The following is a 26478-nucleotide window of genomic DNA, read 5'->3' as shown; positions in this document are numbered from 1 at the left end:
GAAACCGGCCGTGCCGGATCGTGTGTTCGACATGCTTGTCATAATACGTATTGAGACAAGCGACGAAAACGAACGATTCCGTATATTCATATCCGGTTTTTTCCGCGCGGCCGGAGGACGTTTTCGGGAATAATGGCGCCCATGACAGCCACTGCACTCGACAGGACAAACATCACATCGCTGTACCGGCAGATCGCCACGCGGCTGCGCGAGGAGGCCATGAACGGCGCGTATGGCGCGGCCGGCAAGTTGCCGTCGGAGGCGCAGTTGTGCGCGCGCTTCGGCGTCAGCCGCGTCACGGTGCGCCAGGCGCTGGGCCGGCTGGAAGAAGAGGGGATGGTGGAGCGCAAGCAGGGCAAGGGCACGTACGTGGCGGGCAAGCGCGTGCGCCATGGGCTCGACGCCCTGCGCAGCTTCCACGATTCGCTCGTGCTGCAAGGCCTGACGCCGGCAATGCGCCTGCTGTCGCTGGAACGGGCAACGGTGCCGGCGCATCTGCGCGACCGCTTCGTCCACGCGGACCGCGGCTGCGTGCTGCTGCGCCGCCTGCATCTCGTCGACGGCGAACCGATCGCGCTGGGCGCGAGCTACCTGCCGCGCGCCATCGAGACGCTGGACGCGGACCTCGTCGCGCGCCAGCCGAATTACGCGCTGCTGCGCGCCATCGACGGCAAGGGCGTCGCGCACGCCGACGTCGCCATCCGCGCCGAAGCGGCGGCCGGCGACGTCGCGCGCATCCTGAAGATCAAGGCGGGCAGCCCGCTGCTCGTGATGACGCGCACGTCCGCGTTCCCGAACGGGGACTGCTGCGACCAGTCGACGTTCCACATTTGCCCGGACCGCTACGAATTCTTCGCGAGCTGCACGTTCCAGCCGGGCGAGTGAACGGCGACTACAGGTGGTAGTGGCCGGCCCGCTCGGGCTGGTAAATCACTTCGACGACTTCCACCCCGAGCGTCCTGCCGTCGGGATGCGTCCATTGGATGCTGTCGCCTTCGGACAGGCCCAGCAGGGCACTGCCGACCGGGGACAGCACGGACACCGTGTCGTCGCCGTCGCCGATTTCCTTCGGATAGACGAGCGTCTTGCACCACTCGCTTTCCTTGCCGTCGAGACGGAAGCGGACCGTCGACCGCATGGTCACGACGCGCGGCGGCATGTCCCAGGGTGCGACGACCTCGGCCCGCGCGAGTTCATCGGACAGCGCATCGCGGGCGGCCGCCTGGGCAGACGGCAGCCGGTCCAGCATCAGGTCGATGCGGTCGAGGTCGACGGTCGAAATGGTGATGTCGGGCAGCATGGCGGCACCTCCTTCATTCGACGTGGAGCAGCAGCCAGCCGAGCGGCAGGCAGACGGCAAGCGCCAGGCCGATGCGCTGGCGCAGCCGTTTGCGCCGGGCGATCAGGTCGTGGAGTGCCCCGAAGCTGGGCGGGCGGCGGAACAGCGAGGATCGATCGATTTTCATGGTCTCTTGATGTCCTGGACAGGAATGGGTCATGGCCGCCCGACACGACGGGCGGATGGAATGCATTGTGTGGAGCCCGGCAAGCGGCTGTGCCGCCGCCGAGCTTAATGAAGCCGGGCGAGGTGGCGCGGCATGGCGTGTTCGGGCAGGCGCAGGCGGACCGCCGTCGCGCGGACGGGGGCGTGGGGCCGTTGGCATTTCAAGAAATTCTCGTGAGCCATTGCGCTGCCATGTACCGTAGTTTGATGGCCCATTGTACCTCTCGCGGCGGACAAGGCGCGCGCGCTTACCCGACCGCGCGGGCCAGCGGCGCCCGGATCTCGGACGCGAAGGCACGCGCGCCTGCTACAACATACGCCACGCTGGCGCGGGCGGCGCGACCGGCACGACGGGCGACGTCGTCGACGCCGTGACGTACCTCGGTGAACATGGATGACCGGGGGTACGGCGGCGAAGCGGCGACCAGGCGCCGCCGGCGCCAGCACCGCCGGCGCGCCGGCGCATCCATCCAAAGACGGAGCCGCGATCGCTGGCGCGGGTGTCGATTCGGGCGATCCGAATCAACCGCAAAGGAGTCTCCCATGACGACCCCCGACCTCGATCTCACCAGCGCCCCCGCCGCGCGCGCCGCATCCGCGCCCGGTGTCGACCGCACGGTGCGCACGGCGGGCAGGGTGCTCGTCGGGGTGCTGTTCCTGTGGGCCGGCATCGACAAGGTGACGGGCTGGCAGGGCGCGCTTCAGGAAGTGGTGGCGGGCGGGTTCCCTCTGCCTTCCGTGATGCTGGCGCTGACCGTGCTGCTGCAGGTGGCGGGCGGCGCCGCCATCGTCGCGGGACGCTTCTTGCGGGCCGGCTGCTGGGCGCTGGCCGGGTTCATACTGCTTGCGACCGTGCCGTATCACGGCTTCTGGCACGCGACCGGGGCCGCGCGGCATGCGGAGCTCATTCCGTTCATGGAGCATGTGTGCATCGTGGGCGGGTTGCGCGTCGTGTCGACGCTGGAAACCCGCCGCGCCTGACCGTTCACCGATTCAATCCGCCAGGGCCGGGCGCCACACCACCCGCTGCCTGCCTTCCTGCTTGGCGCGGTACAGGTGCTCGTCGGCCGCCTCGAACAGTTCGGCCGCGCTTTCCGGGCCGTGTCCGCCGAGCGTCACGCCGCCCACGCTGACCGTGAGCACCGGCGCCACCTGCGACGCCGCGTGCGGCAGTTCCAGCGCGGCGATCGCGGCGCAGATTTCGTCCACCACATGGCGTGCCTGCGGCAGGTCGGTGTCGGGCATCAGCAGCACGAATTCCTCGCCGCCGTAGCGCGCCGCCAGGTCGGCCGGGCGGCGCAGGCAGGCGGCCGTCGTGCGCGCGACCGCGCGCAGCGCGCGGTCGCCGGCCGGGTGGCCGTAATAGTCGTTGTACTGCTTGAACGCGTCGATGTCGAGCAGGGCCAGCGACAGCGGCCAGCCGTTGCGCTGGGCGCGCTGCCATTCCTGCGCATACAGTTCGTCGAAGCGGCGCCGGTTGGCCAGCTCCGTCAGGCCGTCCACGTGCGCCAGGCGTTCCAGCATGCGGCGCTGGCGCACCAGTTGCAGGTGCAGCGCCACCCGCGCCATCACGACGGTGGCGTTGAACGGCTTGGCGATGTAGTCGGCGGCGCCCAGTTTGAGGCCGTTCGCCTCGTCCTCCGGGCGGTCCAGGCCGGAGATGAAGATGACGGCGATCTGGTCCAGAAGCGGATCGGCGCGCAGCCGGCGCAGCACTTCGTAGCCGTCCAGGTCGGGCATTATCACGTCGAGCAGGATCAGGTCGGGCGCGTGGCGCGCGGCCCGTTCCAGCGCCTGCTCGCCGTTCTTCGCCAGCAGCACCGTGTATTCCGGCTTGAGCAGCTCCGCCAGCACCTGGCGGTTGATCGGGTCGTCGTCGGCGACCAGGACTTTCTGCGGTTCGACGTGGTTCACGATGCGGCCTCCGCTTCGTTGTCGACGGCGCGCTCCAGCGCGTCGAGGTGGACCAGCGCTCGCTCGTACTCGATCTCGTCGACGGCGGCGCGGATGGCGGACAGCGGCGCGGCATGGCGCTCGTCCGTCAGGACGCCCTGCAGCTCGGCCAGCGCGTCCTCGGCGCGCGCATCGTCCGTTTCGAGGAAGCCGCGCAGGCGCGCGAGCAGGGCGCCGGCATCGAGGCCGCTGACGGTCGGCGCCTGGGCGGCGTCGATGCGGGCCAGGCCCGACAGGACGCTCTCCAGCGCGACGATCAGGTCGGGCGCCAGCACGGACACGCGCTCGGCGCGGCTTGACCGCAGGTCCTGCTCCAGCGTGCCCGCCAGCGTGGCCAGCGGCGTCGCGCCGATGTAGGCGGCGCCCGATTTGAGGTTGTGCGCCAGCGCCTGCAGCGGCGCGTAGTCGCCGTTCGCCAGCGCGTCCCGCATCTGCTGCGGCGCGTTCAGGTATTCCTGCAGGAACCCGGCGACGCGGCGGCGCAGGCGCTGGTGCTGGCCGCCGGCGCCCACCAGCGCGCGATGCCAGTCGACGCCGCGCACGGCCGGCAACGCCGCTGGCGCGGCGGCCGGCACGATCGGTGCGGGCGCCGCTTGCGGCGCGACGCGGCCGGCGAGGCGCTGCGGATCGATCCATTTCACCAGGGTGCGCAACAGCAGGTCCGGATCGATCGGCTTGACGACGTGGTCGTTCATGCCGGCGGCGAGGCTCTTCTCGCGGTCGCCGGCCATCGCGTGCGCCGTCATGGCGACGACCGGCACGGTGGCGCAGCCGGGCAGGGCGCGGATGGCGCGCGTGGCCGTGTAGCCGTCCATCCCGTGCATCTGGATGTCCATCAGCACGAGGTCGTAGTCGCCGTCCTGCGCCATGCGGATAGCTTCCTGGCCGCTCGTGGCGGCGTCGACGCGCATGCGCGCGACGGCCATGAAGTCGAGCGCCACCTCGCGGTTGTTGGCGTTGTCGTCGACGAGCAGGATGCGGGCGCCCGCCAGCCGGTTCGCGTCGGACTGCGTACCGGCCGCGTTCTGCGCGCCGCCCGAGGAGGCGGACGCCGCCGCCAGGTCGGGGCGCAGCACCTGCAGCAGGCTGTCGTACAGCAGCGCCGGGCCGACGGGTTTGGTGAGGAAGCCGGACAGCGGCAGGTCGCCTTCCTGCTGCAGCACGCCTTCGCGGGTGCAGGCGCTGACCATCAGGATCGCGGGCGGCGCCGTGAAACGCGCGTCGGCGCGGATGCGGCGGATCGTCTCGACGCCGTCCCAGCCGGGCATCATGTAATCCATCAGCACCACCTGGTACGGGGCGCCCTCCCGCACGGCCTGCGCCAGCCGCGCCAGCGATTCCTCGCCCGAGGCGACGGCGTCGGCGTGGATGCCGAAACCGTCCAGCATCTCGACGAGCGCGTCGCGCGCGCCCGGGCTGTCGTCGACGACCATCACGCGCATGCGCTGCAATTCCAGGCCCGGCGCCGGCGCGGCGGTGGCGTCGGCATCCGCGATGCCCAGCGGGACCGTGAAGCTGAAGCGGCTGCCGACGCCTGGCGTGCTGGTGACGGCGATCGTGCCGCCCATCAGTTCGACGAGCTGCTTCGAGATCGACAGGCCCAGGCCCGTGCCGCCGTATTTGCGGGTGATGGAGTTGTCGGCCTGGGTGAAGGACTGGAACAGGCGCGCCAGCTGGTCGGCGTCCATGCCGATGCCCGTGTCGCTGACGGAGAAGCGCAGCACGACGCCGGCCGCGGTGCGCTCGACCAGCTCGACGGCGACGGCGATCTCGCCTTCTTCCGTGAACTTGACGGCGTTGTTGGTCAGGTTGATCAGCACCTGGCCCAGGCGCAGCGGATCGCCCACGAGGCGCCCCGGCACGCCGCGCGGCACGCAGAACACGAGTTCCACGCGGCGCGCGTCGGTCTTGATGGCGGCGATGCTGGCCAGGTGTTCGAGCATGTCGTCGAGGTCGAACGGCACGGTGTCGAGCGTCATGCGGCCCGCCTCGATCTTGGAAAAGTCGAGGATGTCGTTGATGATGCCCAGCAGGTGCTCGCCCGCGCCGAGGATCTTGGAGAGGTAGTTGCGCTGCCTGGGGTTCGGATCGGCCATCAGGGCGAGGCGGCTCATGCCGATGATGGCGTTCATCGGCGTGCGGATCTCGTGGCTCATATTGGCCAGGAATTCCGACTTCATGCGGGTCGCCGCCTCGGCGCGCAGCATGGCGTCCTGGATGCTCTTGGTGCGCAGGCCCAGGATGCGCATGAACACGAGCATGTCGAACGTGCCGCCGAACTGCGTGGAGTTCAGCGTCCAGTAGGTGGCGTCCAGGCCGCCCTTGATGACCTGCGCCTGGATCGCCGAGCTGACGAAGCTCGCGGCCCAGCCGATGAGGAAGTAGGTGCCGACCGTGTCGCCGCGGCGCGCGCGGTTGAACGCGCCGGGAAGGCCCAGCAGCATCGGCATGATGCCCAGCGAGCCGATGATGGCCACGAGGGCCGCGTCGTGGATCAGGTCGAAGCCGAAGGCGGTGGCCGCGACGATGCACAGCACGGCGCCGGTCTGCATCAGGCGCGGGAAGATGCGGTCGACGCCGGGCCGCGTCAGCGCTTCGCCGACGAACAGATAGCCGCCGCAGGCCGTCATCAGCGAGATGATGCCGGTGGCGTGCACGGTGGCCCAGGTGCTGGCGCCCCACAGGTATTCGGCGCCGAGGCCCCACCACGCGATGTTGTACAGGGCCAGGCCGCCGATCAGCAGCGAATACTTGGCGAACAGGATCTCGCGCAGGTTGACCCATTGCGCGAGGCTGTACAGCAGCAGGCAGATGAACAGGCCCGTGAGGATGCCCTGCACCAGCCGGTCGTGCAGCGCGTCCTGGTAGAACGTGGCGGGTTTGGCGAAGCTGATCGGCAGGATCTTCGGTCCGTTCGTGTCCACGCGCAGCAGCACGTCGTAGCGCTCGCCCGGCTCCAGCTGCAGCAGGAACGCCGGCACCGGGCCGCCGCGCGCGATGGGGCTGCGCTCGTCCGTCCGTTCCGATCCGCCGCGCGCATGGCGCTCGATGCGGCCGGCGCGCACGACGTACAGGTCGACGCGGTTCAGCAGGCCGAAGTCGATCTTGAGCGCCCACGCGCCGTCGCCGCCCGGTGCCGTCTGCACGGGGATGCGCACCCACACGGGACCTTTCTCCATGCCCAGCGTGGCATAGGCCGCATTCGGTACGGTGAAGCGCTCCGGCGCGGCGACGAGATCGGCCGCTTCGACGCGGCCGTCCGGATCGCGCAGCAGCGTGACGGCCGGCCAAGCTTCGACGTGGGACGCGGCGTCGTCCAGCACGAGCGGCGCCGGCGCGGCGCGCGCGCTTCCCAGCAGGGACAGCACGGACAGCACCAGCGCCAGCGCGAACAGGCGCGGGCCGCGCGAGGGAATCGGAAAAGGCAGTGCGAACATCGTTTATCCTTGACGGGCGTCGGGCATGGCGCGCCCGGTGAAGCGGCGCTCGATGGCATTCATCCAGCGCGGCGCCTTGTCGTCATTGTGCCATGCGCGCATGGCGTCGCTGACTTCATTCAATAGGGTCGCCGGCAGTGCCAAAGGGCGGGTCTCGTCCATCAGCAGCTTGGCGGTGAGGCGGTAGCCGAGGATGCGCGTGACGAGGCGCGAGATCGAGAAGCCGGGGAACACGAGCCGGCCAATCGCGTCGATGCCGCGCACGAGCGAAAAGCCCAGCACGAACAGGGCGCGCGACAGCAGCGACACGTGGCCGTCCAGGCCCAGGTCGCGCGTCGCGTCCTTGCCGACCAGGTGGCGCGTCAGCAGGACGGGGAACGGTTTCAGGAGGCGCAGCGGAATATAGCGCTGCATCGTCGCGACGAGGGCGCCGGCCAGCGCCGGGCGCGGGTCGGGCTTGCGCGCCTGGCCGCGGGCATTCGTCTGGATGTCCGCGAACATGCGGGCCGCGTCGGTCATCGTGTCCGCCATCAGGCCCGGCTCGATGCCGAGCACGCAGCCCAGCACGTTCCAGGTGTGCATGTACGCTTCCTCGTCGCCTTTGTCGAGGCCGAGGCCCAGGCGGCGCAGGCCGTGCAGGAACACGTAATGGAAGGTCAGCAGCGTGTACGCCAGTTCCTGCTGGTTGCACGGCAGGCCGAGGCGGTCGATGTCCCAGCCGTGCGCGTACAGCACCTGATGCATCGTGCCGCCGCGCGCGAAGGTGGGCAAATGAAGCGGGGGCAGGCGGCGCGGCGCGACGAGCGCTTCGGCCACGTCGCCGCGCAGCACGAGGTGGCGGATCATCGCGTGGATCAGGCGCACCTTGATGGCCTGGGCGACGCCGCCGCCGGCCGGATCGAGCAGGCCGCCGTGCATCATGACGGGGAAGATCATCGCGGCGGTGGCGCGCACGCGGTAGTCGGTGTGCTGTTCCAGTTCGCCGGCCGCATGCAGCACGGCCGCGAGGTCGGGGATCACATAGCACTGCGGCAGGCTGGCGCAGAACAGCAGGGTGCACGAGGCCATGCTCATGTCCATGAACAGGACTTCGGACCGCGCGATCCTCGCGGCGTCCGCCCAGTCGGGCAGCACCCGCGCCTTCGCGACGTAGTCTTCCAGCGCGGCGGCCATCTCCGCCGGCAGGCCGGGGCTGGCGCGCCAGCCGTCCAGGTCCCCGTTCAGCTGCCAGCGCGCGATCTCCTTGTTCAGGACCGCGATCGTCTCGGTGTCGGGACCGCCGGGCCGGCCGGGGCCGAGGATGCGTGCGATGGTGGCGTCGGCCAGCGGGTCGGCGCGCAGGGCCGGGTCGTCGCGCAGGCCGGGTTCGTGGAAGTCGCGCCTCATGCCGCCTCCTTCAGCGCGTCGAGCGGCAGTGCGGCGTCGGACGGCTGCGCGTCGGCGGCGGGGCGGACGAGGATGCCTTGCCAGCGCAGCAGGCCGATGAAGGCGGCCAGCAGCGGGAATCCCATCGCGAACAGGGCGATCGTGCGCGCCTCGACCGGGTAGCCGAGCAGCACCTGGAACACCATCAGGCCGGCGTAGACGGCGAGCGGGACGAACACGTGGCGCATGGTGGGGAGGACGGCGTCGAGGTGGCTCGCGGCCGGGCGCACGCGCGCGAGGCGGCGGAACGCGAACAGGATCGCGAACGACACGGCCATCCAGCCGGCGAAGCCCTGCACGGTCTCGCCGAACCACCAGCCGTCCTTCTTGGCCATGATCCAGGCCTTGAGCACGTACACCATGTACGGATCGACGCCCAGGTCGTAGCACGTGACGACCGTCGCGCCCAGCAGCGCCATGATGGCGTCGTGGGCCGGCGACGCGGGTGCATCGACGGGATCCTGCCACACGATCAGGTTGGCGATCACGTAGCCGACGTAGCCGAGGGCGAACCACATCATCGGGATCACGACGGGCACGTCGCCTAAACGCGGTCCGAGCACGGGCGTGTACGTGTAGCTGCCGAAGAACCAGCCGTACGAAGACCCCAGCTGTTCCGCCGCCCAGCCGAAGCTCGATGCGATGGCGACGAGCCGCAGCGCGGCGCCAGCGCCGAGCAGGTGCGCGGCGCTGGCCCAGCAACAGCCGAACATCAGCAGCGAGCTGGCGACGAGGAGGACGGTGGTCTCGCCGCCGACGCGCCTGGCGAGGACCAGCAGGAACACGACCAGCAGGAATATGGCGAGGCGGGGGAGACGATTGTGCGACAACAGGATCATGATAGGCTCCGGGTGCACTGCGTAACGATCAAATGCGGCCGCCGGACGCGGCGGCCGCGGTCAGAATCAGAAACGGTAGTCGAAGCGGACGTCGGCCGTGCGCGGTTCGGTCGGCACGGCGAGACCGGCGGAACTGATCGTCATCGGGCGCACCTCGTTCTCGAGATTGCGCACGCGCGCCAGCACGCTCCAGCGGGCGCCATCCGGTTCCCAGCCGAGGTGCAGGTCGGACTCCGTATGACCCGGGACGCGGTACGTCAAGCCCGCCTGCGGCACGTTCAGGAGATAGCTCGCGCTGGCACGGGTGCCGACGCCGCCCGCCAACGTGCCGCCGGCGAGGTGCAGGCGGTGTTCCCAGCCGAGCGACAAGGTGCGCGCCGGCGTGCGGTCCAGTTTGACGCCGGACCACGAATGCACGCCGTCCGGCGTGTAGTCGACGTAGTGCGCGTCCAGCAGCGTGAGCGCGTACGTGACGCGGTCCGCGCTCGTCGCGAGGACCTGGCCATCCGCTTCCAGCCCGCGGATCGAGGCCGCGCCCGCGTTCGTCGTCTCGTAGCGCGGCCGGCCGTTCACGACGACTTCGTTGGACAGCTGCAGGTTGCGGTAGTCGTAGTGGAACACGGCCACGTTCAGGCTCGCGCGGCGCTCCCAGAAGCGGGTCTTGATGCCGGCCTCGTAGGCGCGCACGGTCTCCGGCTGGTACGTGAGGCTGGCGGCCGGCAGCGCGCTCGCGGCCGGGCAGCCGATGCCGTTCTTTGCATCGCCCGCCGCGCAGCCGTCGTTGAAGCCGCCGGCCTTGTAGCCGGTGGCGATCGAGCCGTAGACGAGCGTCGAAGGCAGCAGGTCGTAGTCGAGGCCCAGGCGCCACGTCGTCTTGTCGGTGGAGATGCTGCCGGCGTTCAGCTCGCGCAGGTCGGTGGCCGCGTTGTACGTCGCGGCGCGCTGGTAGCCGATATAGCCGATGCGCGACTTGTCGTCTTCCGTGTAGCGCACGCCGGCGGTGGCGCGCAGGCCGTCGGCCAGGCGGACCGTGGCCTGCCCGAACACGGCCTTGCTGCGCGCCTCGACGGGGTCGTTGCCGAACACGTAGTAGGGCGGCAGGCGGACGGCCTGCAGGTCGCGGAAATAATAGGTGTCGCGCGCGCGTTCGCGGAACCAGTACACGCCGCCCTGGGCGCTGAACGGCCCGGCGCCGTTGGTGGCGAGGCGCAGCTCGTGCGAGTCCTGGTTGTAGTTGCCTGCGAACGGCTGGCGCACGCCCAGCGCGATGGTGGGCGCGACGCGGTAGTAGAAGTTGTACAGGTAGTCGTGATCGAAGCTGCGGTGCGCGCCGAGCCACGACAGGGTCGCCGGGCCGAGATCCCAGTTCAGTTCCGCGCTCAGGCTGGACGTCTTCTTGTGCGAGTAACCCTGCTCGAACCGGGTGTTGGGCGGATTGAAGCGGTTGGTCAGCTGGCGGTCCGTCGCATCGCCGTTCCACACGGGGCTGCCCGCCGCGATGCCGTTGTAGAAGTTCGAATCGGGGACCGTGCTGTCGTTGTTGCTGTTGTCGCGGCTTGCCTCGTAGCGCACGAGCAGCGATGCGCGCGGGCCGAGCGCCAGCTTCGCGGACAGGCGGGCGGCGCGGTCGGCGCGGTCCAGGCCCAGGCCGCGCGGCGTGTTCGTGCCGTTCTTCAGGTAAGAGTCGTGCTCGTTCCAGGCGGCGGCGGCGCGCAGCGCCAGCACGTCGTTCACGGGCACGTTGACCATCGCGCCGACCTTGCGCTCGCCCCAGTTGCCGACGGCGGCATTGACATCGCCTTCGAACCGGTTCACGGGTGCCTTCGTGATGACGTTGACGACGCCGGCCGTCGTATTGCGGCCGTACAGCGTGCCCTGCGGGCCGCGCAGCACTTCGACGCGGTCGACGTCGTACAGCGCGACGTTCTGGCTCTGCGGCCGCGCCACGTAGACGCCGTCGACCATGAAGGCGGCGGACGGATCGCCCTTTTCGGTGACGTCCGCGTTCGACACGCCGCGGATCGTGATGCGCAGGCCGTCGTACGAGTTTTCCAGATACGTGTTGGGCAGGCGCGCGGCGAGCGCGCCCGGCTGGTCGATGCCGATGGTGTCGAGATCCTTGGCCGTGAGGACGCTCAGCGCCACCGGCGTCTTCGACTCCGGCGCGGCCGTGCGCTGCGCCGTGACGATCACTTCCTGGATGCCGTCGGCTGGTGCGCCGGCCGTCTGTGCGCATGCCGATGCATGCAGCGTGCCCCATGCGATCGTCGCGATCGACATGGCGAGCAGGTTAGGGGTCAACCGACCCTGCTGTTTCTTCATGAACTACCCCAGTTTTCTTATAGTCGTTGCTTGGTTCGCCGTGCCTGTGGCACTGACGCCGCCTGCGTGAATTTTCGCGAGTCTTTATTGCAGCCGGGTGAAACGGAAGAGTCTAACAGGTAGTGCGAACGGGCAATAGTGTTGAGTTACCACAGAATGATGCAAGAAAGTACACGGATCGTATCTTTTAGGCCACGTCTTGTTGTCTTCCCGAAAATGTTGCGATGCTCGCGCACGACTGACTTCGCGCAAACGCGCGGGACGTCGCGTCCTTATGCTGGATGCATTCCGACGACCCGCACCCTGCCTGGCCATGACCGCTGTCCAACCCCGCGTGAGCGTGCTGGTGCCGACCTTCGACCAGGCGCACTTCATCGCCCGCGCGCTCGCGAGCCTGCAGGCCCAGACGCTCGCCGCGTGGGAGGCCGTGGTCGTGGACGACGGTTCGCGCGACGGCACGGCGGCCATCGTCGCGCCGTTCCTGGAAGATGCGCGCATCCGCTACCTCGCGCTGGACGCGAACGAGGGGCTGGGACGGGCGTTGAACGTGGCGCTGGACGCGACCACGGCGCCGCTCGTGGCATATCTGCCCGGCGACGACGTGCTCTACCCGCGCCACCTGGACAGCCTGGCGGCGGCGCTCGCGGCCGCGCCGGACGCCGTGCTGGCCCATGCCGGCGTGCGCTGGCACTACAACCGCGAGGCGGCGGGCCTTATCCCCGGCGAGGCCCTGCAGCTCGTGCAGGTGATGCACCGGCGCGTCGGCGTGCGCTGGACGGAGCGGGCCGACCTGGAGTCGGACGACCTCGACCGCCTGTACTGGTCGCGCCTGCGGGCGTACGGCGGCAGCGTGGGCACGGGCGGCGTCACGTGCGAATGGGTCGACCATCCGCGCCAGCGCCACAAGCTGATGCGGGAACCGGAGGGCGGCATCAACCCGTTCCGCCACCACTACCGCGTGCGCACGCCGTTGCGCTTCCACACGAGCACGGGCAATCCCATCGACGAGGCCGCGCTCTACCGCCGGCTGCGCGAGCGTCCGCCCACGCCGCGCGCGCCGGACGGCCTCACGATCCTGCTCGTGGGCGAACTGGCCTACAACGCCGAGCGCGTGCTGGCGCTGGAAGAGCAAGGGCATGCGCTGTACGGCCTCTGGACCGACACGCCGGCCTGGTTCAACACCATCGGTCCGCTGCCGTTCGGCCACGTCGAGGACCTGCCCCGCGACGACTGGCGCGCGGCCCTGCGGCGCCTGCGTCCCGACGTGATCTACGCGCAGCTGAACTGGCAGGCCGTGCCGTTCGCGCACGCCGTCCTGCTGGAAAGCGCAAGCATCCCGTTCGTCTGGCATTTCAAGGAAGGGCCGTTCATCTGCCTGGAGAAGGGCACGTGGCCGCTGCTGCTCGACCTGTACCGCATGGCCGACGGTCGCATCTTCGGCAGTCCGGAAGCGCGCGACTGGTTCGAATCGGCGTCGCCCGGCCTCACGCGCACGCGCCCGTGCCACGTGCTCGACGGCGACCTGCCCAAGCGCGACTGGTTCGCCGGCGCGCCCGCGATGCCGTTGTCCGCCGCCGGCGACGTGCATACCGTCGTGCCGGGCCGCCCGATCGGGCTGCACCCGCCCGTCGTCGCGGCGCTGGCGGCGGCCGGCATCCACCTGCATTTCTACGGCGACTTCACGCAGGGCCAATGGCGCGAGTGGATCGCGACGACGCAGGCATTGGCGCCGCGCCACCTGCACCTGCACGGCAACGTCGCACAGGACCGCTGGGTCGAGACATTCTCGCGCTACGACGCCGGCTGGCTGCATGGCTTCGCGAGCCGCAACGGCGGCGACATGCGCCGCGCCGACTGGGACGACCTGAACCTGCCGGCACGCATCGCCACGCTGGCGGCGGCGGGCCTGCCGCTGATCCAGCGCGACAACGGCGGCGCCATCGTCGCGGCGCAGTCGCTGGCGCGCCGGCTTGGCATCGGGTTGTTTTACGACGACGTCGGCGACCTGGCGGCCCAGCTGCGCGACGGCGCCCACATGCGCGGCCTGCGCGCGCGCATGTGGGCGCAGCGCGAACAGTTCTGTTTCGACACGCACGTGCCGGCGCTCGTGGCGTTCTTCCGGCAAGTCATCGCGAACGCGGGCAGCGGGCCGCGCGTGGCGGGGTAGCGGATCATGATGTCACGGCTGCCGCAGCAGATCGGCGCGGGGATAGCCCCAATCCGGCACGGGATCGGGACAGGGCCTGGATGCGAGGCCCGCATAATCGATGGTCGAGAAATTGGCGCTGCCGGGCGGGCTCCAGCGCGCATCCGTCGCCGTCGCCGCGCCGATGGAGGGCGCGCGGGCGAAACGCATCCAGGCGTTGAAGTGGCAATTGGTCGCCTGCAGGTCGTGCAGGTGCGCCAGGTCGTCGCGCTCGTCGCTTTGCCACGCGAGGCCGGCGTCGGCGTCGCCGGCCGGGCCGCCGATGGCCGCCGGGCAGGCGGCGACGCGGCTGACGCCCGGCGCGACGCTGACCAGGCCGCGGCGCAGGTGGTAGCTGCCGTGCGCGGCATCGGCCGCCACCGTCACGAACGACCAGCACAGCGGATTGGCGGGATAGGCGGACAGGGCCGTGTCGAGCAGGCGCTCGCCCGGGTCGAGGCGCGCAATGGCTGCCGCGACGGTGTCGCGCGCCGCGTGCATGGCCGCGGCCTGGACCGCGACGAAAGCGAGCGCCGCGGCCAGTCCGGACACCAGGGCCGCACGCCCGCGCACGCCGTCGTGTCGGCGTGCGATCCAGCCGAGCAGTCCGGCCAGCATCAGCAGTCCGGCCAGCGAACCCCATCGCAGGAAGCCGGCGAACGTCACGACGACGGGCAAGGCCACCAGCAGGCCGAGCAGCAGGGCGCGCGGCACGCGCCCCCGCACCATCAGCGCGAGCGGGATGCCGAACGCGATCCAGAACACGGGCTCGACGATAAAGATGAGGTCGCCGTAATACCAGCGCGCATCGAACGGCCAGAACGGGTGCACGCCGTAGACGTTCAGGCCATCCATCGACATATGCAGCAGCATTCCGGCGCAGGCGGTGCCGAGCGCCGCGAGGCGGGCGCGGCGGCTGGTGCGCAGCAGCTGCCGCGCGGCAGGCCACGACAGCCAGACGAGCCCCAGCAGCAGTGCGACTTCGCCGAGCGCGCCCACCAAGGTATGCGTATGGCCGCGGTGATGCAGCAGATAGCCCAGCGGCGCTTCCAGCAGCCGTGTGAGCACGAGGTCCAGGTCGGGGAAATTGCTGGCGAGGCAGCCGATGGTCAGCAGCATGCGCGTGCGCACGCGCTGGGTGTCGTCCGCGCCTTCGGGGGGGACGCTGCGGTCGATCAGCGCGCCGAGGCCGAGGCCGACGACGGAGTGGGTCAGGTTATCCATTCTGCAATCTTACCCAAATCGCAAGCGGATAGGTCAGTCCTGAGGGAGCGCCAGGCTGCCGACATAGCCCTCCGGCACCGCCAGCGGCCAGCAGGCGCTCGCGGCCAAGCGGGCGAAGCGCGCTTCGCCCGCCTCGTCGGCCCGCCATTCCGCCAGCGGCTGGCCCAGGCATTTGAGACGGGCTTCGCGCCCGCTCCACGCGCGCGCGAACGCGGCGGCGCGCGCCGGCGCGGGCACGCGGGCCAGCGCGGCCGCGCACGCGGGGCCGAGGTAGTCGCGGGCGACGGCTTGCCAGTCCGGGATGTCGGCCACGCGCATCAGGTCGATGCCGACGGCGCCCCCGTCCAGGCGCAGGGCCGCGACCGACAGGTCGCCGTCGTGGCTGATCGACAGGTTGATGCGCCGGCCGTCGTCGAGCAGGGCGTAGGGCGCTTCGCCCGGCGCGCCGCACAGCCGGATCCGTGCCGGAGGCAGGCCGGCCGACGCCGCGAGCGCGTCCAGCAGCGCGGCGCGGATCGTGCGGCGGGCCGTGGCACGGTCGGGCTGGTTGCGCACGCCGACGACGTGCACCGGCCCCGAAGCCGGCGCGTCCGTGAACGCGCCGTCCGCCCACCAGCGCACGGGCAACGCATCCATCACACCCGCTGCGGTGCCGCCGGCAAGCCGTTCCAGCCGGTCGCGGCCGGGATGTGCTCGCCCTTCATGACGAGGGTCAGCGGGCCGATGCGGGCATTGTCCCCGACCTTCGCGCTGTACAGCACGGCGCTGCGCGGCCCCAGGTACACCTTGCTGCCGATGTCGACATGATCGATCTTCATCACCCGGTCCTCGAACAAGTGCGTCTGCGGGCACGACAGCGCATTCAGTTCGCTGTGGTCGCCGATCGTCACGCAGTCGAACTCCGTGATGTCGGTCGTGTCCATGTAGACGCCGCGGCCGATGCGGCAGCCGAGCAGGTTGAACGCGAGGGGCAGCCAGGGCGTGCCGCGCAGGTAGCGCATGAAGTTGGGCACGGCGATGCCCTCGTACATATTCGTCACGCCTTCGGACAGCCACACGAACGGCGTCCACATCGGTTCCGCGCGCTTTTCATAGCGGCCCAGCAGCAGCCATTTGAAGGCGAGCACGAACAGGTAGTTGCCGATGCCGTAGGCGAGGCCGACGAGGGCCAGGTCCCAGATCACTTCGCCCCAGCGGCCGGCGCCCGCGAGCGGCATCAGGTCCAGCACGACCGTGTAGCCGACGGCGATGACGACGGCGTGCGGCGCGACGATGCGGAAGGCCTCGACGAGCGCCCGGCCCAGGCGGCGCTGTGGCGACGGGCGGTACGTCAGGTGTTCCGGATAGCCGCTGACCTGTTCGCGCGCCGGCAGGTGGATCGGCGGCGAGCCGAGCCACGTGTCGCCGCCCGTCATGCGCTCGTTCGCGGGCGCGTGCGTGTGCACGCCCACGAGGACGCCTTCGGGCAGCACGGTGCCGTCCGGGATATAGCTGCCGTTGCCGACGAAGCTGCGGTTGGAGACGACGGTCGCTTCCATCGTCATCCAGCCGCCGTCGATCTGCTCGTCGCCCAGCATGACGGCGTCGGCGATGAACGTCTCGTCGCCCAGCGTGAGCATGTCCGGGACGACGCCCAGCGCCGTCGAGATCTCGGCGTCGCGGCCAACCTTGGCGCCCAGCAGGCGGTACCAGAACGGCGCGAACACGGTCGCGTAGATGCCGTGCAGCACGTTCAAACTCGATTCCTGGATATGGCTCACGAGCCATTTCTTGCAATACGCGTTGCTGTGCACGGCCGAGCGGCCAGGCATCATGCGGGGCAGGAAGCCCCAGCGGATGGCGGCCGACACGAGCATCGTCAGCGCGATCAGCACGGCGGACGCGGGCAGCGCCAGTACGAAATAGCGCAACAGCTGGCCCTGGATCGAATTCTGCGCCAGCACGGGCAGGGTGCCCCGTTCGTCGAACCAGTCGATCAGCACGAAGCTGGGGAAGACGGGCATGAAGAACAGCGTCGCGACGAGCAGCATGCCGAACACGAAGAACAGTCCCTCGCCCATCAGGCGGGCGCGGCTCACGGCCGGGCGCGGCGGGAGTGTCGACGGGTCGAATGCCCCGGTGTCGCGCGCGGGCGAGCCGCTCCAGACGCGGCCGTCCGGCACGGATGCGCCGTCCGGCAGCGCGGACTGGCCTTCCAGGTGGCCGCGCCGGCCCACGCGCGTATTGCCTTCCAAAATCGCGTACGACGATACGCACGCATCGTCGTCGAGCACGACGCGGCCGAGGATCAGGCGGCCCCGTTCGACGCGCGCGTTCTCGAAGTTGGCGGCATTGCCGATGCTGACGTTGTCGCCGATCTCGAGCAGGTCGGGCGCGCGGAGCGTCAGCGAGCCGATCACGACGTCGTGCCCGACCTTCGCCCCCAGCAGGCGCAGATACCAGCCGTACAGCGACGAGCCCGCCAGCAGATAGGTCGGGGCGGCCTCGACGAGCCGGTCGGACAGCCACCAGCGGAAATACGTCGTGCCCCACAACGGGTACACGCCCGGCTTGAGGCGGCCCGCGACCAGCCACTTACCGCCGATCGCGAACACGAATTCCAGCAGGGTCGCCAGCAGGAACACCCCGATCGACGCGGCGATGGCGCGCGGGACCGAGTCGCCCGGGTCGCCCGTGAAGAAGTGGTACGTAAAGAACGGCGCCAGCCATTGCGCCATGCGCAACGTGATCAGCACGGGGACGGTCGCCAGCTGGGCCACGCCGCACATCCAGCGGCGCGCGCTGCCGGGCGGCGTCCAGTCGGGCTCGACGGCGGCCGTGCCGGCGGCCTGGTCGAGGCTGGAGGCAATGGCGCCGATTCTGCGGTGCGAATAAATGTCGCGCACCGTCACGTGGGCGAAGCGCGGATCGGCGCGCAGGGCCGTGGCCAAGCGGGCGGCGAAGAACGAGTGGCCGCCGAGGTCGCTGAAGAAATCCAGCTCTCTACGGATCGGCTGGCCCGGGAACAGCTTGGCCAGCGCCGCGAACAGCGCTTCCTCGCCCGGCGTTTCCGCCACGTCCGATTCGGCCGGATCGCTGGGCAGCGGGGCCGACAGGGCCATCGCCTTCAACGCCTTGCGGTCGATCTTGCCGGACGTCAGGCGCGGCATCACCGACAATCGCTCGAAGCGGCTCGGCACCATGTACGGCGGCAGCTTGCCGGACAGCGCGCGGCGCAGGGTCGCCGGAGACAATTGCTCTTCGGTCGCGCCGGCGGCCGGGACGAGGTAGGCGACGAGGCGGTCGATGCCGTCATCGCGGCGCAGCAGCACGGCCGTCGTGCCGACGCCTTCCTGCTGGGCGAGCTGGGCTTCGATCTCGCCCAGTTCCACGCGGAAACCACGGATCTTGACCTGGTCGTCCGTGCGGCCCAGGCACGCGACCTGGCCATCCGGCTCGATGCGCGCGAGGTCGCCCGTGCGGTACAGGCGCGAATCGTCCGGACCGGAGCTCCATGGATTCGCCAGGAATTTCTCGGCCGTCAGGTCGGGGCGGCCGAGGTAGCCGGCCGACAAGCCCGGCCCGATGATGCACAGCTCGCCCGTGTCGCCGCGCGGCAGGATTTGCAAGCCTTTATCTGTCTCGGTGGAAATGACGAGCAAGCCATAGTTGGGCAGGGGCGTGCCGATCGTGATCAAGCGGCCCGGCTCCAGGCGCGCGAGGCTGGCCGACACCGTCGCTTCCGTCGGGCCATAGGTGTTGAACATTTGCCGGCCCGGCTTGGAAAAGCGCTCGACCACGGTCTCCGGGCACATTTCCCCGCCCAGGTTGATGATGCGCAGGCTCGGAACGTCATCCGCGAACAGTGCGAGCAGCGTCGGCACGGCGTGCAGCACCGTCACGCCGTTTTCCATCAGCAGGCGGGGCAGGGCTTCCGGGTCGCCGGCCGTCTCCTTCGGGCCGATCCACAAGGTGGCGCCGACGAGGTAGGGAATCCAGATTTCCTCGAACGACATGTCGAAGGCGACCGAAAACCCCTGGTACACGCGATCGGACGCCTTGACGCCCAGCACTTCGTTCTCGCTGCGCAGGAAATGGCAGATGCTGCGCTGGTTGATCAGGATGCCTTTCGGCCTGCCCGTCGAGCCCGACGTGTAGATGACGTAGGCCGGGGCGTCGCCGGACACCTCGCCGCGGCGGCTGAGCAAATAGCCTTCGGGCGCGGGCGCCAGCAGGGTTTCCGCCGTATGAATCGGCTGTGGGACGGGGCCGAGGCGGTCGCGCATGCGCTCGCTGCTGACGAGGGCGGGCGAGCCGGCGTCTTCCATGCATACGAGGAGCCGCTCGACGGGCGTGTCCTCGTCGACGGGCAGCCAGGCGGCGCCGGCCTTGGCGATGGCGGCTTGCATGACGAGCAAGTCGATGCCGCGCGGCATCCACAATCCGACGATGTGGCCGGGCCGGATGCCGGCGTCGATCAGGCGCGACGCGGCCAGGCTGGCCTGTTCGTCCAGTTCGCGGTAAGTGAGGCGGCGGTCGCCCGCGATCAGGGCGATCTGGTCGGGCGCGCGGCGTGCGCTCGCCTCCAGCAGATCGGCCAGGATTTCGTCGCGCAACAACTCGGGTTGATGCGGACCGTAGAGGACATCGGGATGCCGTGTCAGAGGAGAGATATCGTTCATCAACGGCTACAGTTGGGGTTGGTAGAGATTTATCAAGGCAAAAACAGTAAATCTGGCAGCCACATGCGCGCAGGGTACCTCATTTTAACGGCCGGGCGGCGTGTCGGTTTTTTTCATCAGTGCGCTTCGTTTTTGTGCGTTCCGGAGATGCGGGGGCAGCCGGACAGGTGTCGTCCGTCTTGAACGCGCGCGATAACTAGATCGCCGGCCGTGCTCGACGCACTCCGGCTGAGGAGGGGGAGGCGATGGAAGCCTGGTTGGTGCCGGTGCCGCTGTCCGCGATGCCCGTCGCGTTCGCGGCGCGGATCGTCTTCGGCGCGGCGGACGGCGGGCGGTCCGGTGAGATCGAAGGGCCGTCCGCCGCATTCTCAGCGACGGCGCTCGATCACATGGTCGGCCCGCGACCGGTACGCCGTTCGTGCTCGATCTGCTCCTGGCAGGCGATGCACGTCCGCACCGTCGGCGTGGCGAGCAGGCGCGCCTCGGGAATCTCGCGCCCGCACGATTCGCAGACGCCGATCGCGCCGGAATCCAGGCGGGCGATGGCGGCGTCGATTTCGTGCAGCAGATTCGTCTCGTGCTCGGCCAGGTGTTCCTCGTTATGGCTGAGCATCTCGCCGGCCGGCGCGTCGTCGTTCTGTCCCATGTGGGCGTTCGGCGAGATCGCCGGGCGGTCGTCGGTATCGCCGTCCGTGCGCGCATGCACGGCGGCCAGCACATCCTCGCGGCTCTTGCGCAGGCGCTTGCCGAGTTCCTCGTGTAATTCAGGTGAAATTGGCGGCATGGTCGTCGTCCTTTTTTAAGTCAAATGCGTCGGTCAGCAAACCGACTCCGACGGTGTCATCGTTCTTATCGCTCGGGGCGTGCACCTTGGACGGCAGTCTAAACGATAAGTACAGGATCGTGCGTACAGGATCGTGCGCCGGTTTGCCGACGCCACCGTCGTTCACGATCCTCATCATCCTGCTCATCCATGATAGATTCATTCGCCCGCCTACCCGGCGGGGATAACAACACCACTACCATGGAAGAGAGAGATGCCGGATACCCGTCTTTACGCGCGCGCCCGCACGGCCGCCGCCATCGCCGCCCTGTTCGTTCCACTCGCCCTGGCCGCCGCCGCGCCACCCGCGCCGGCGGCCGCTGCCGCGACGCAGTCCGTCAAGGCCAACGCCGCCTTCGACACCTGGTCCGACCGTTTCGCCGCCGACTGGGTGCGCCAGAATCCGCAGCTGGCCACGTCGACGCAGTATTTTGCGGGCGCCGAACAGGACGCGCTGGACCGCCAGCTGACGCCATTGACGCAGGCGCAGCGTAACAAGGTGATCGCGCTGGCGCGGACCGGGGTGGCGCGCCTCGATCAATTCCTCGCGGGTCCGCTGAGCGACGAGCACCGCACGTCGGCCTCGGTGATGCGCTGGAGCCTCGCCAACACGGTCGCCAGCGAGCCGTACGAGGACTATAACTTCGTGTTCAACCAGTTCAGCGGCGTGCAGGTCGGCCTCGTCAATTTCATGACGACGACGCATCCGCTGCGGCGCGCGTCCGACGTGGCCAGCTATCTGGCGCGCCTGGACCAGGTGGCCGCGCGCATGGATGAAGCGCTCGACCGCGCCCGCGCCGCCACCGCGCGCGGCCTGATCCCGCCGCGCTTCATCCTCGAGCGCGCCCGGTACCAGGTCGACCTGTTCCTGAAACCGGCCGCGGACCAGAACGTGCTCGTGACGTCGCTCGCCCAGCGCACGGAAAAGCTGGCCGACCTGACGCCGCAAGCCCGTGCGAAGGCGCTGGCCGACGCGGCCCGCATCGTCGACGCGACCATCCGTCCCGCCTACCTGCGCGTGCAGGCGTTCATGGCCGAGCTGCATCCGAAGACGACCGACACCGCCGGCATCTCGCGCTTGCCGAACGGCGCCGCGGCCTACCGGCAGGCGCTCAACACGTACACGAGCACCAACCTGACGGCGGAGGAGATCCACGCGATCGGCCTGCGCGAAGTGGCGCGCATCGAGGCCGAGATGGACAAGCACCTGCGCGCGCTCGGCTACACGGAGGGCGGCATCGAGGACCGTATGATGCAACTCGATGCGAGGTTCCAGCCGAAATCCGAGGGCGATCCGCGCCCGGAACTGCTGCAGCGCTATGCGAGCATCGTCCAGGACGCGTTGCAGCGCAGCGATGCGCTGTTCAACCTCAAGCCGAGCGCGCCGGTCGACGTGCGGCGCGAACCACCGCTGACGGAGCCGTCGGCCGCCGCCCACTACTCGCTGCCGGCGCCGGACGGCAGCCGGCCCGGCATCTTCTGGGTGCCCATGAGCGGGCCCACGTTCGACGTGATCCGCATGCGCAGCCTGTCGTACCACGAGGCCGTCCCCGGCCACCACTTCCAGCTGGCGATCCAGCAGGAGCGCACCGACCTGCCCAAGTTCCGCGCCCAGCGCATCTTCGGCGGCGGCAGCGCGCATAGCGAAGGGTGGGCGTTGTATGCGGAGCGTCTCGCGGTGGAGCAGGGCTGGTACGAGGGCGACGTACCCGGCCTGCTGGGCGCCCTCGGCTCGGAGCTGTTCCGTGCGCGCCGGCTCGTCGTCGACACCGGCCTACACACGAAGGGCTGGACCCGCGAGCAGGGCATCGCCTACGGCGTCAAGCCGCAGGAAGTGGAGCGCTACGTCGCGTGGCCCGGGCAGGCGTGCGCGTACATGATCGGGATGCTGCGCATCGTCGAGCTGCGCGAACACGCGCGGCAGGCACTTGGACCGAAGTTCTCGCTGCCCGCGTTCCACGACGTCGTGCTGCGCAACGGCTCGGTCCCGCTGGACGTGCTGGGCGAGGTCGTCGAGCGCTGGATCAAGGCGCAGAAGCAGGGCGCCTGATCAATCGTTGGGCGCTTGCCGACGACGGTCGCCTTCAGCGCCGTGCTCGGCGGCGGCGATGCGGGCCCGCGGGCATGGTTGGAATGGCAGGCCGTGCCGTCACGCCATCGACTGCGCCGCTCCGTTCCCGGCTTCTCGACGCGCCCGTACGCCAAGCGTGCGCGCCTTCGCGTTGTCAAGGACTACACTTCCCATGAATATTTGCTAACGGGAGAATCATGTCGGTCGAGCAGCGTTCCGCTTCACCCATATTGCATGACAGCGACGCGCCCGGCGGTGACCTCGTGCGCCCGCCGCTGTCCGAGGAAGACCAGGCCCGCGCCGACTTCTACGGCCTGTTCGCGCACCTGCTGCTGGCCCCGCCCGACGCCGCGCTGCTCGCGGCGCTGGCCGCCGCCGAACCGATCGCGGCCGCCGGCGAATTCGCCCTGGAGGATGCGTGGCTCAAGCTCACGCAGGCCGCCAGCGCCGTCGACGCGGCCGCCGCCGCCGACGAATTCGCGGCCATGTTCATCAGCACCGGCACGCCCCCGCTGAACCCCTACGGCTCCTTTTATCTGACGGGCCACCTGAACGATGCGCCGCTGGCCGACCTGCGCCACGACCTCGCGCGCCTGGGCCTCGCGCGCGCGTCCGGCGTGGGCGAGTCCGAGGACCACCTGGGCGCGCTGTGCGAGACGATGCGCGTGCTGATCCAGGGCGGGCCCGGCATGCCGCCGCGCGCGCTCGCGGCGCAGAAGGCCTTTTTCGAGGCGCACATCCGGCCGTGGTACGCCGCCTGCCTGGCCGACATCGCACACAGCGCCGACGCGAATTTCTACCGGGTCGTGGCAGGCGTCGTCGACGCCTTCCTGTCCATCGAAGCCCAGGCGTTCGCCGTGCTCGATACCCCCGATCCGATTGCCGCATGAGGACCACCATGGACAAAGACAAGCAACCCGATCCCGCCCGCCGCAGCCTGTTGAAGGCGGCGCCGCTGGGCGCCCTGGTCGTCGCGGCCGCGGCGCGTGCGCGTGCGCCCCAAGCGCCCGAGGCCGCCGCCGCTCCCGTGGAACCGGAAGCGGCAAAGGGCTATCACGAGACGGAGCACATCCGGCGCTATTACCGCACCGCGGCCTACTGGTAGACGAGAGGAGAACGGCATGACCCTGGTGAGAACAACGCGCGACAGCGGACTCAAACGGCGCCGCTTCCTCGTCGGCGCGGGCGTGACGGCGGGTGCCGGCGCCCTCGCGCGCCATCTGCCGCTGAACGTGATCCGGCCCGCGACCGCGGCGGACCCCGTGCCGGCCAAGCCGAACGTGGAAGTCAAGCACACCGTGTGCAGCCATTGTTCGGTGGGCTGCTCGGTGGAGGCGGTCGTCAGCAACGGCGTGTGGATCCGCCAGGAAGCCGCGTTCGATTCGCCGATCAATATGGGCGCCCACTGCGCGAAGGGCGCGTCCGTGCGCGAACACGGCTTCGGCGAACACCGCCTGCGCTATCCGATGAAGCTCGTGAACGGCAAGTACGAACGCATCACGTGGGACCAGGCCATCAACGAGATCGGCGACCGCCTGCTGAAGCTGCGCGAGCAGTCCGGGCCGGATGCGCTGATGGTGATCGGCAGCTCGAAGCACAACAACGAGCAGTCCTACCTGCTGCGCAAATGGGCGTCGCTGTGGGGCAGCAATAACTGCGATCACCAGGCCCGCATCTGCCACTCGACGACGGTGGCCGGCGTCGCCCAGACCTACGGCTATGGCGCGATGACGAACTCGTTCAACGATCTCCATTACAGCAAGGCCGTGCTGTTCATCGGCTCCAACCCGGCCGAGGCGCACCCGATCTCGATGCTGCACTTCCTGCATGCGAAGGAACTGGGCGCGAAGATGATCGTCGTCGACCCGCGTTTTACGCGCACGGCGCGCTTCGCCCATCACTACGTGCGCATCCGCCCCGGCACGGATATCGCGTTCGTGTGGGGCCTGCTGTGGCACATCTTCAACAACGGCTGGGAAGACAAGGAATACATCGCCGCGCGCACGTTCGGCATGGACGACGTGCGCAAGGAAGTGGCGAAGTGGACGCCCGATAAGGTCAGCGACGTGACGGGCGTGCCGGAAGTGTCGGTGCGCATGGCGGCCGAGATGCTGGCGACGAACCGGCCGTCGTCCGTCGTCTGGTGCATGGGCATCACCCAGCACCACGTCGGCACGGCGAACGTGCGCGCGCTGTCGATCCTGCAGCTCGCGCTCGGGAATATCGGCGTGCAGGGCGGCGGCGCCAACATCTACCGCGGCCACGACAACGTGCAGGGCGCGACCGACGTCGGCCCGAACGGCGATTCGCTGCCCGGCTACTACGGCATCGCGGAAGGCGCGTGGAAGCACTTCGCCAGCGTGTGGGGCGTCGATTACGACTGGATCAAGTCGCGCTTCGGCTCGAAAGAGCTGATGGAAAAGCCGGGCATCACGGTGTCGCGCTGGTTCGACGCGGTCCTTGAAGACAACCAGTACGTCGACCAGCCCACCAACCTGCGCGCCGTGTTTTATTGGGGCCACGCGCCGAACAGCCAGACGCGCTTGCCGGACATGAAGGCGGCGATGCAGAAGCTCGACTTCATGGTCGTCATCGATCCCTACCCGAGCATGACGGCGGCGATGCACGGGCGGACGGACGGCGTCTACCTGCTGCCGGCCGCGTCGCAGTTCGAGACGCAGGGCTCCGTGACGGCATCGAACCGGTCGATCCAATGGCGCGAGCGCGTGATCCAGCCGCTGTTCGAATGCAAGACGGACCACGAGATCATGTACCTGTTCGCCCGCAAGCTGGGCTTCGGCGAGCAGCTCGTCAAGAACATCAAGGTCGTCAACAACGAACCGGTCATCGAAGACATCCTCCGCGAGATCAACCGCTCCTGCTGGACCATCGGCTACACGGGCTGCTCGCCCGAGCGCCTGAAACTCCACATGGAGCACAAGCGCGACTTCAATCCGACGACGATGCGCGCAGAATCCGGCCCATGCAAGGGCGACTACTACGGCCTGCCGTGGCCGTGCTGGGGCACGCCGGAGATGAAGCATCCGGGCACGCCGATCCTGTACGACCTGCATAAATCGGTGGCGGAGGGCGGCCTGCCGTTCCGCGCCAACTGGGGCGTCGAGCACAACGGCGAGCCTCTGCTGGCAGCCGACGGCTCGTTTACCAAGGACAGCGAGATCGATACGGGCTATCCGGAATTCGACCACGTGTTCCTGAAAAAGCTGGGCTGGTGGTCCGAGCTCACCCCGGAGGAGCAGGCGCAGGCCGAGGGCAAGAACTGGAAGACGGACCTGTCGGGCGGGATCATCCGCGTGGTGATATCCCACGGCTGCGCGCCGTTCGGCAACGCGCGCGCCCGCTGCAATGTGTGGAACTTCCCCGACCCGGTGCCGACGCACCGCGAACCGCTCGTCACGCCGCGCCGCGACCTCGTCGCGAAATACCCGACCTACGACGACAAGGCCGCGTTCTGGCGCCTGCCGACGTTGTACAAGTCGGTACAGGACGTCGATTTCTCGAAGGACTACCCGCTGATCATGACGTCGGGCCGTCTCGTCGAATACGAGGGCGGCGGCGAGGAGACGCGCTCGAACCCGTGGCTGGCCGAGCTGCAGCAAAACATGTTCTGCGAAGTGAACCCGGAAGACGCGGCGCAGATCGGCGTGAAGCTGGGCGAATTCATGTGGGTCGAGACGCCGACCGGCGCGCGCCTGAAACTGATGGCGATGGTGACGCCGCGCGTGCCCGTGGGCCTCGTGTGGATGCCGTTCCACTTCGGCGGCTGGTGGATGGGCGAGGACCTGGAAAAGCATTATCCCGAGGGCGGGGCGCCCGCGGTGCGCGGCGAGGCCGTGAACACGGGCTGGACGTACGGGTACGACGCCGTGACGATGATGCAGGAGACGAAGGTGTCGCTGTGCAGGCTGGTGCGGGCTTAGTGGACGGCTAAACACCGTCGTCCTCGCGCAAGCGGGGACCCATACTGAAGCTCAGGAATCGGGCTTTTGGACGTTACGCGGCGGATGAGAATG

Annotated in this window: 20 protein-coding genes; 7 read left to right on the top strand and 13 right to left on the bottom strand. The window is 69.3% G+C overall.

Annotated elements, in window-relative coordinates:
• Positions 1-141: 141 nt before the first annotated feature.
• Entirely contained in the window at positions 142-885 is a 744-nt protein-coding gene (locus BVG12_RS09210; RefSeq protein ID WP_218921052.1) for a GntR family transcriptional regulator, read from the top strand.
• Positions 886-892: 7 nt separating this feature from the next.
• Here BVG12_RS09210 and rnk read toward each other — a convergent pair whose 3' ends face one another.
• From rnk to BVG12_RS33965, 3 genes are all read right to left on the bottom strand, one after another.
• Positions 893-1300, bottom strand: a complete 408-nt coding sequence (gene rnk / locus BVG12_RS09205; protein WP_075792133.1) for a nucleoside diphosphate kinase regulator — start codon at positions 1298-1300, stop codon at positions 893-895.
• Between the two features lie 13 nt (positions 1301-1313).
• On the bottom strand, positions 1314-1466 hold the full coding sequence (locus BVG12_RS33970) for a hypothetical protein (protein WP_156895597.1): 153 nt from the start codon (positions 1464-1466) through the stop codon (positions 1314-1316).
• Between the two features lie 286 nt (positions 1467-1752).
• The gene (locus BVG12_RS33965; protein ID WP_156895596.1) at positions 1753-1896 is read right to left on the bottom strand and encodes a hypothetical protein; all 144 of its coding nucleotides are present in this window, start codon (positions 1894-1896) and stop codon (positions 1753-1755) included.
• Between the two features lie 151 nt (positions 1897-2047).
• Here BVG12_RS33965 and BVG12_RS09200 point away from each other — a divergent pair, with 151 nt between their 5' ends.
• On the top strand, positions 2048-2485 hold the full coding sequence (locus BVG12_RS09200) for a DoxX family protein (protein WP_075792132.1): 438 nt from the start codon (positions 2048-2050) through the stop codon (positions 2483-2485).
• A gap of 12 nt (positions 2486-2497) precedes the next feature.
• Here the strand turns inward: BVG12_RS09200 and BVG12_RS09195 are convergent, their stop codons facing one another.
• From BVG12_RS09195 to BVG12_RS09175, 5 genes are all read right to left on the bottom strand, one after another.
• On the bottom strand, positions 2498-3418 hold the full coding sequence (locus BVG12_RS09195) for a diguanylate cyclase (RefSeq protein WP_075792131.1): 921 nt from the start codon (positions 3416-3418) through the stop codon (positions 2498-2500).
• Entirely contained in the window at positions 3415-6894 is a 3480-nt protein-coding gene (locus BVG12_RS09190; RefSeq protein WP_075792130.1) for a hybrid sensor histidine kinase/response regulator, read from the bottom strand. The genes BVG12_RS09195 and BVG12_RS09190 overlap by 4 nt, the downstream gene beginning before the upstream one ends.
• Positions 6895-6897: 3 nt before the next feature.
• Entirely contained in the window at positions 6898-8280 is a 1383-nt protein-coding gene (locus tag BVG12_RS09185) for an oxygenase MpaB family protein (protein WP_075792129.1), read from the bottom strand.
• Positions 8277-9158, bottom strand: coding sequence for a carotenoid biosynthesis protein (locus tag BVG12_RS09180; protein ID WP_075792128.1), 882 nt, complete (start codon positions 9156-9158; stop codon positions 8277-8279). Before BVG12_RS09180 ends, BVG12_RS09185 begins: the two co-directional genes overlap by 4 nt.
• A 66-nt stretch (positions 9159-9224) precedes the next feature.
• Positions 9225-11480 carry a TonB-dependent receptor gene (locus tag BVG12_RS09175; RefSeq protein ID WP_229503842.1) on the bottom strand — a complete coding sequence of 752 codons (2256 nt, stop codon included), beginning with the start codon at positions 11478-11480 and terminating at the stop codon, positions 9225-9227.
• A 313-nt stretch (positions 11481-11793) separates the two neighbouring features.
• Between BVG12_RS09175 and BVG12_RS09170 the strand changes: the two genes are divergently transcribed.
• Positions 11794-13647: a glycosyltransferase gene (locus BVG12_RS09170; protein ID WP_075792127.1), complete on the top strand. Its 1854-nt coding sequence runs from the start codon at positions 11794-11796 to the stop codon at positions 13645-13647.
• 12 nt (positions 13648-13659) lie between these two features.
• On the opposite strand, the gene BVG12_RS09165 is transcribed toward BVG12_RS09170, so the two are convergent.
• From BVG12_RS09165 to BVG12_RS09145, 5 genes are all read right to left on the bottom strand, one after another.
• Positions 13660-14889, bottom strand: coding sequence for a metal-dependent hydrolase (locus tag BVG12_RS09165; protein WP_075792126.1), 1230 nt, complete (start codon positions 14887-14889; stop codon positions 13660-13662).
• Positions 14890-14922: 33 nt separating this feature from the next.
• A complete protein-coding gene (locus BVG12_RS35035) occupies positions 14923-15525 on the bottom strand; it encodes a 4'-phosphopantetheinyl transferase superfamily protein (protein ID WP_075792125.1) in 603 nt (200 codons plus the stop codon).
• Entirely contained in the window at positions 15525-19550 is a 4026-nt protein-coding gene (locus BVG12_RS09155; RefSeq protein WP_075792124.1) for a Pls/PosA family non-ribosomal peptide synthetase, read from the bottom strand. The genes BVG12_RS35035 and BVG12_RS09155 overlap by 1 nt, the downstream gene beginning before the upstream one ends.
• 385 nt (positions 19551-19935) lie before the next feature.
• Positions 19936-20334: a TraR/DksA family transcriptional regulator gene (locus BVG12_RS09150; RefSeq protein ID WP_075792123.1), complete on the bottom strand. Its 399-nt coding sequence runs from the start codon at positions 20332-20334 to the stop codon at positions 19936-19938.
• Positions 20315-20512 carry a hypothetical protein gene (locus BVG12_RS09145; RefSeq protein ID WP_156895595.1) on the bottom strand — a complete coding sequence of 66 codons (198 nt, stop codon included), beginning with the start codon at positions 20510-20512 and terminating at the stop codon, positions 20315-20317. The genes BVG12_RS09150 and BVG12_RS09145 overlap by 20 nt, the downstream gene beginning before the upstream one ends.
• 75 nt (positions 20513-20587) lie before the next feature.
• On the opposite strand from BVG12_RS09145, the gene BVG12_RS09140 reads away from it, so the two are divergent.
• The 4 genes from BVG12_RS09140 to BVG12_RS09125 all read left to right on the top strand — a co-directional run bounded on the left by BVG12_RS09140 (position 20588) and on the right by BVG12_RS09125 (position 26385).
• A complete protein-coding gene (locus tag BVG12_RS09140; protein ID WP_075792121.1) occupies positions 20588-22423 on the top strand; it encodes a DUF885 domain-containing protein in 1836 nt (611 codons plus the stop codon).
• A gap of 218 nt (positions 22424-22641) precedes the next feature.
• A complete protein-coding gene (locus BVG12_RS09135; RefSeq protein ID WP_083684814.1) occupies positions 22642-23334 on the top strand; it encodes a TorD/DmsD family molecular chaperone in 693 nt (230 codons plus the stop codon).
• A gap of 8 nt (positions 23335-23342) precedes the next feature.
• Complete coding sequence (locus BVG12_RS09130) at positions 23343-23549, top strand: formate dehydrogenase (protein ID WP_075792119.1); 207 nt, start codon at positions 23343-23345, stop codon at positions 23547-23549.
• 16 nt (positions 23550-23565) lie between these two features.
• Entirely contained in the window at positions 23566-26385 is a 2820-nt protein-coding gene (locus BVG12_RS09125; RefSeq protein WP_075792118.1) for a formate dehydrogenase subunit alpha, read from the top strand.
• Positions 26386-26478 lie beyond the last annotated feature (93 nt).

It is taken from the genome of Massilia putida, assembly GCF_001941825.1.
Lineage (GTDB): Bacteria > Pseudomonadota > Gammaproteobacteria > Burkholderiales > Burkholderiaceae_D > Telluria > Telluria putida.
This window is presented reverse-complemented; position numbering and strand designations above follow the sequence as displayed.